The sequence below is a fragment of the uncultured Corynebacterium sp. genome (assembly GCF_902782855.1).
In the GTDB taxonomy this organism is placed as follows: Bacteria; Actinomycetota; Actinomycetes; order Mycobacteriales; family Mycobacteriaceae; genus Corynebacterium.
The window spans coordinates 1-4,792 of the sequence record NZ_CACZOO010000016.1; the positions used below are offsets into that span (position 1 = coordinate 1).

Genomic DNA, 4,792 nt, shown 5'->3' on the forward strand with positions numbered 1-4,792 from the left:
AGAGTAGGACGCCGCCGGCATTTTAACGTGTGAATTGGGGTCAGGCCCGGTTGGTCATCTTCGGATGGTCGGCCGGGCCTGGCCCCTATTTGTGTGCGTTGTGTTGGTGGCGCTGTTGGTGGTGGGACCAGTCAGCCGAGTCGGTTGTCTGACACCCACCGGGACAACTGATGGCGGTTCGTCTGCTGCGTCTTGCGCAGCACGTGGGAGACATGCGTCTCCACCGTCTTCACCGAGATGAACAGGCGTTCCGCCATTTCCCGGTAGGTGTACCCGCGGGCCAGCAGGCGCATCACCTCCACCTCCCGTGGCGTGAGGTCGTTGATCAGGACGGAGTCCGGGACCCCCTCAACCTCCGCCGACGCGTCCTGAGCCGCCCCGGCTCCAGTGCCGGCCACGGCACCGGCCCCGGACCCGGACCTGGCCGGTGACGCGAACGCGTCGAGCACATAGCCCGCCAGCTTCGGGGAGAAGACCGCATCTCCCTCACCCACCCGACGTACCGCGTCCGCCAGGGCCGCGATGTCGATGCTCTTGGTGACGTACCCTCGCGCCCCGCCACGGATCAGCGCGATGACGTCGACGGGGTCGTCAGAGACGCTCAACCCCAGGAATCTGGGGCGCTCCACCCCACCTCCCGGTTTCTCGAGTACCGTCCTCAGCACCGCGAGACCACCACCGTCGGGCATGTGCACGTCGAGCAGCACCACGTCAGGGTCTGTCTCACGGATCCCTGCCACGGCGTCCGCGACGGTGCCGGCGTCCCCGACCACGGCGAATCCGGGCACCGTCTCGAGTTCCGCGCGGACCCCGGAGCGGACAATCGCGTGGTCGTCAACGAGGTATACGGCGGTCCGGTCACCGGATGTGTTCACTTGTCCTCCTCAGGAATGTCGAGGTGCAGGGAGACCTCCGTGCCGAAACTACCCGAGTCGACCGTCACCGTACCGCCGACCTCCGCCATGCGGGCGATCACCGAGCCGCGGAGTCCGTGACGGTCCTCCGGGATGTGCTCCGGGTCGAACCCGCAGCCGCGGTCCCGGACGAACAGGTCGACACCGCCGGGCGCCACCTCGCAGTACACGTTGACTTCCGTGCGGCCGGAGTGTTTGGCGGCGTTGACCATGCACTCACGGCCAGCCCGGAGCAGTGCCATGAGACCGTCGTCGACCGGTGCATCCGCGCCGACGGTCACCGGCCTGATCTCCACGCCGTAGGTGTCCTCCACTTCGCCGCAGGCCACCCGCAGTCCACCGAAGAGAGTGCCGGTGGACACGGACTCCCCGGCACCGAAGAGCCACTGCCGCAACTGACGTTCCTGCGTCCTCGCGAGCTTGGCGATCTCCGGCTGATCGGACTGGCGCTGGATCACCGTGAGGGTCTGGAGGACGGAATCATGGATCCTGGCCGCGATCCTCGCCCGTTCGTCGGAGGCGGCGCGTTCCCGGGCCGCGGCGTCCGCTGTGCTCCACAGTTTCAGCCACAGTGGGATCAGGACGATGAGAACCCCCACCACCAGGATGACCGCGGCGATGAGGGCGGGGAGGAAGGAATCCGACCCGGGGCCGCCCCAGGTCCGCCAGGCCCAGAAGCCGAGTCCCGCGGTGATGAGCAGGAGGCCGCCGAGCATGCCGGTCCACTGGGCGGCGCCGGGGGAGCGGGCGGGGAACCGGTCGGTGGTGCGTCCCCCGACGCGTGTGGGCATAACGATCTGGTCGGGTCCGAAGGTCCGCCAGACCAGCACCGCGCCGCCGAGGACCAGCACGGTGGTGACACCGACCGTCACCGAGAATCCGACCCCCACCACGCAGAGCACCAGTCCCAGGGGAACCATGAGCCGGTCGACGCCCCGGACCGGGCGTGCGGTCTGCGCGGCGCGTCCGGCGGACAGCGGATTCGTCGCCTCACCGGCGGTGGGCACCTGACGGGTGAGCACCCGCAGCCCGACGTACGCGACCGCCCCCGTCCCGACCGCGAGGCAGGAGACCACGAAGACAAGCCGCACCGTGGTCGCGGCGACCCCGAGGTGCGCCGCCAGCCCGGCACAGACGCCGGTGAGGACCCGCCCCTCCCGTACCCGGTACAACTCGGGTGCCGGGGGAGCCTGGCGGTCAGGCACACTGGTGGTCATGGACTCCAGAGTGCCAGCAGTTCACCGACGGCACATCAGGGATCACCCTGAGAGCGGTCTCCGGGTGAGGAATCAGGGTGCTCCCCGATGCGGAGGAGAGGGTGCACCGCCCAGGATGGGACACATGGACACGACAACAGGATCGACGGAGAATCTCGAGACCCAGGCCCGCCGGATGTGGACGACCCGGCCGGTGCGACTTCCCCGTTCCCAGTCCCCGCAGACGTGGTTCTTCGGTGTGTGTGAGGGCATCGCCGTGCGGTACCAGGTCTCTCCGGTGCTGGTCCGCCTGGTGGTGGGCCTCAGCGTCACCCTCGGCGGCCTGGGGCTGTGGTTCTACCTGGTGGCGCTGCTGGTGATGCCCCGCTACGGGGTTCCGCTCTCCCCGGTCGAGGTGCTGCTGAAGAACGAGCGGGACCCCCGGTACACGCGCGACCGGGACGTCGGCGTCCGCACCCTGGTCGTCGGCGTCATCCTGCTGGTTCTCGGCGGTGTCGGCAGCGGTGGAGTGACCCTCGGCGGGGTGGCCGGCGGTGTGGTCGCGACGGCGGTGGTGTGGTGGCTGCTCCACCAGCGCCTGCCCGTCCCGCCCTCCGGTCTCACCACCCCCCGGGAGGACGCCGCCACCTACCAGGGCGTCGACCTGGGCTCACTGACACCGGCGGAGGGGTTCACCCCGCCGCGGACGACTCCGCCGTCCTGGGATCCGCTGGGCACCGCACCCTTCGCGTGGGACCTGCCGGAGCCGCCGGAGCCCGCACCCCCGGCCCCGCCACGGCGCGGGCCGTGGCGTCGGCTCGGTGGCGCGCTCCTCGGGGTGCTGCTCGCCCTGGTTCTCGCCGGTGCGGCCCTGGTCGCGGCGATCGGGTTCGGCGTCGGCGGTGTCGCCGACGAGGACACCGACACGACCAGCACCCGCCGTTTCACCGGCAGCTCGGTGGTGGTGGATTCCCTGGAGCGGGACCGCACGGTGAAGACGCTGTTCAGCGACATCGACGTCGACCTCGGGGGTCTGCGTTTCCCGACCGACAGGAAGGACGCCACGGTCACGCTGGAGAGCAGGTTCAGCGGCGTGGACATCCTGGTTCCCGAGGTCACGGACGGTGCGTCCTACCGGCTGCGGGTGGACTGCGCACAGGTCTCGGCGAGTGACGTGGACTGCGGACGCCTCGACGGGACGGTCATCCGCTCCACGGGGGACAGGGACGCCGACCCGGAGCGCACGCTCACCGTGGAGGTCCACTCCACGGTGTCCGAGGTCAGGATGCGACAGCACCAGGACGGGTGACGCCCTGCCCGCCCCGCCCCTGCGGCCCCAGCTGCCCCCGCATGCGACGCAGCAGCGCGGTCAGCTGGGCGCCCGCCACCTCGGGGTGTTCGGGGTGCCACTGGACGCCGGTGAGCGGGGCGTCCTCGTGGAGGACGGCCTCCACCACGCCGTCGGAGGCGCGGGCGACGACGGTGAGCCCGGCACCGAGGTCACCGACGGCCTGGTGGTGGGTGCAGCGCACGGGGGAGGAGAGGTCGAGTCCGTCGGCGTCGGCTCCGGGGACCGGCACGACCGTGGTGGTGACGAAGGGGTCACCGCCGTCACCGCCGTCGGCGCGGTGCAGGCGCTCCGTGGGCAGGTGCTGGACCAGTGTCCCGCCGAAGGCGACGTTGATCAGCTGCAGTCCGCGGCAGATGCCGAGCAGCGGGGCCCGGCGGGCCACGGCGTCCCGGATGACGGAGATCTCGGCGATGTCGGCGGCGGGGCAGTGCGTCCCGACGTCCTCGTAGTCGGCGGTCGCACCGTACAGGGTGGGGGTCACGTCCTCCCCGCCCATGACGACGAGCAGGTCGGCGCGACGGGCGGCGGCGAGCGCGGCGTCCGCACCGACCTCTCCGGACGCGGTGAAGTGGACGGTCCAGCCCAGGGCGTCCGTGGCGGCGCGTACCCCGTCATTGAGGACGCCGAGGAGGTCGTGGAAACCGGGCTCGTCGGGCCGGACGGACAGCGGATGGAACACCTCGACGTGCAGGGGGGAACGGGGCGTCACGGGGAGGGAACTCCTTCGCGGTCGGGGTGGGATCAGTCGTGCGGGGTGTCTGCGGGGTAGGCGGTGACGGCCAGGAAGCGGATGGGGAGTTCGATGAGTTCGGTGGGACCGTGGACGCCCTCGCCGTCGAGCAGGAGGGTGTCCCCGGGGCGCATCCGGTAGTCGGTCTCCTGGTAGCGGTAGCTCATGTCGCCGTCGAGCATGTAGAGCACCTCGGTTCCGGGGTGCTGGAACCGGGGGTAGGTCTCCGACCGGTTGTTGAGGGTGACGAGGACGGGTTCCAGGTGCGGGCCGGAGGCGCCGCCGCCCCGGCCACGGAAGGATCCCAGCAGCTCGTAGATGTGGTTGTGCCGGGTGCCCCGGCCGTCGATGAGCGTGCCTTTTCCCGCCGGGGTGTAGGCCACCGGGCGTTCGACCGAAGAATCTCGGAAGAGCGTGGCGACCGGGACGTCCAACGCGGCGGCGAGGTGGGCCACCGACGTCAGTGAGCAGGAGGTCTGGGCGTTCTCGATCTTCGAGAGCATCGCCTTGGACAGTCCGGCGCGTTCCGACAGCGCGGCGACCGACATACCCCGTGAGGTGCGTAGGGCACGGACCCGGTGGCCGAGCCCGACCTCGATGG

At 70.7% G+C, this 4,792-nt stretch carries 5 protein-coding genes; 1 reads left to right on the forward strand and 4 read right to left on the reverse strand.

Going from position 1 to position 4,792, the window contains the following annotated elements:
• Positions 1-131: 131 nt before the first annotated feature.
• Both QZV72_RS00750 and QZV72_RS00755 read right to left on the reverse strand, forming a co-directional pair.
• Positions 132-875 carry a response regulator transcription factor gene (locus QZV72_RS00750; RefSeq protein ID WP_297004036.1) on the reverse strand — a complete coding sequence of 248 codons (744 nt, stop codon included), beginning with the start codon at positions 873-875 and terminating at the stop codon, positions 132-134.
• Entirely contained in the window at positions 872-2,131 is a 1,260-nt protein-coding gene (locus tag QZV72_RS00755) for an ATP-binding protein (protein WP_297004038.1), read from the reverse strand. The genes QZV72_RS00750 and QZV72_RS00755 overlap by 4 nt, the downstream gene beginning before the upstream one ends.
• Before the next feature lie 124 nt (positions 2,132-2,255).
• On the opposite strand from QZV72_RS00755, the gene QZV72_RS00760 reads away from it, so the two are divergent.
• The gene (locus QZV72_RS00760; RefSeq protein WP_297004042.1) at positions 2,256-3,419 is read left to right on the forward strand and encodes a PspC domain-containing protein; all 1,164 of its coding nucleotides are present in this window, start codon (positions 2,256-2,258) and stop codon (positions 3,417-3,419) included.
• Here the strand turns inward: QZV72_RS00760 and QZV72_RS00765 are convergent.
• On the reverse strand, positions 3,391-4,170 hold the full coding sequence (locus QZV72_RS00765; RefSeq protein WP_297004044.1) for a gamma-glutamyl-gamma-aminobutyrate hydrolase family protein: 780 nt from the start codon (positions 4,168-4,170) through the stop codon (positions 3,391-3,393). The genes QZV72_RS00760 and QZV72_RS00765 overlap by 29 nt on opposite strands.
• A 32-nt stretch (positions 4,171-4,202) precedes the next feature.
• The gene (locus QZV72_RS00770; protein ID WP_297004046.1) at positions 4,203-4,790 is read right to left on the reverse strand and encodes an XRE family transcriptional regulator; all 588 of its coding nucleotides are present in this window, start codon (positions 4,788-4,790) and stop codon (positions 4,203-4,205) included.
• Between the last annotated feature and the right edge of the window lie 2 nt (positions 4,791-4,792).

Coding starts and splice junctions, on each gene's coding strand:
- QZV72_RS00760 (WP_297004042.1), top strand. CDS start 2,256: ATGGACACGACAACAGGATCGACGGAGAATCTCGAGACCCAGGCCCGC.
- QZV72_RS00755 (WP_297004038.1), bottom strand. CDS start 2,131: ATGACCACCAGTGTGCCTGACCGCCAGGCTCCCCCGGCACCCGAGTTG.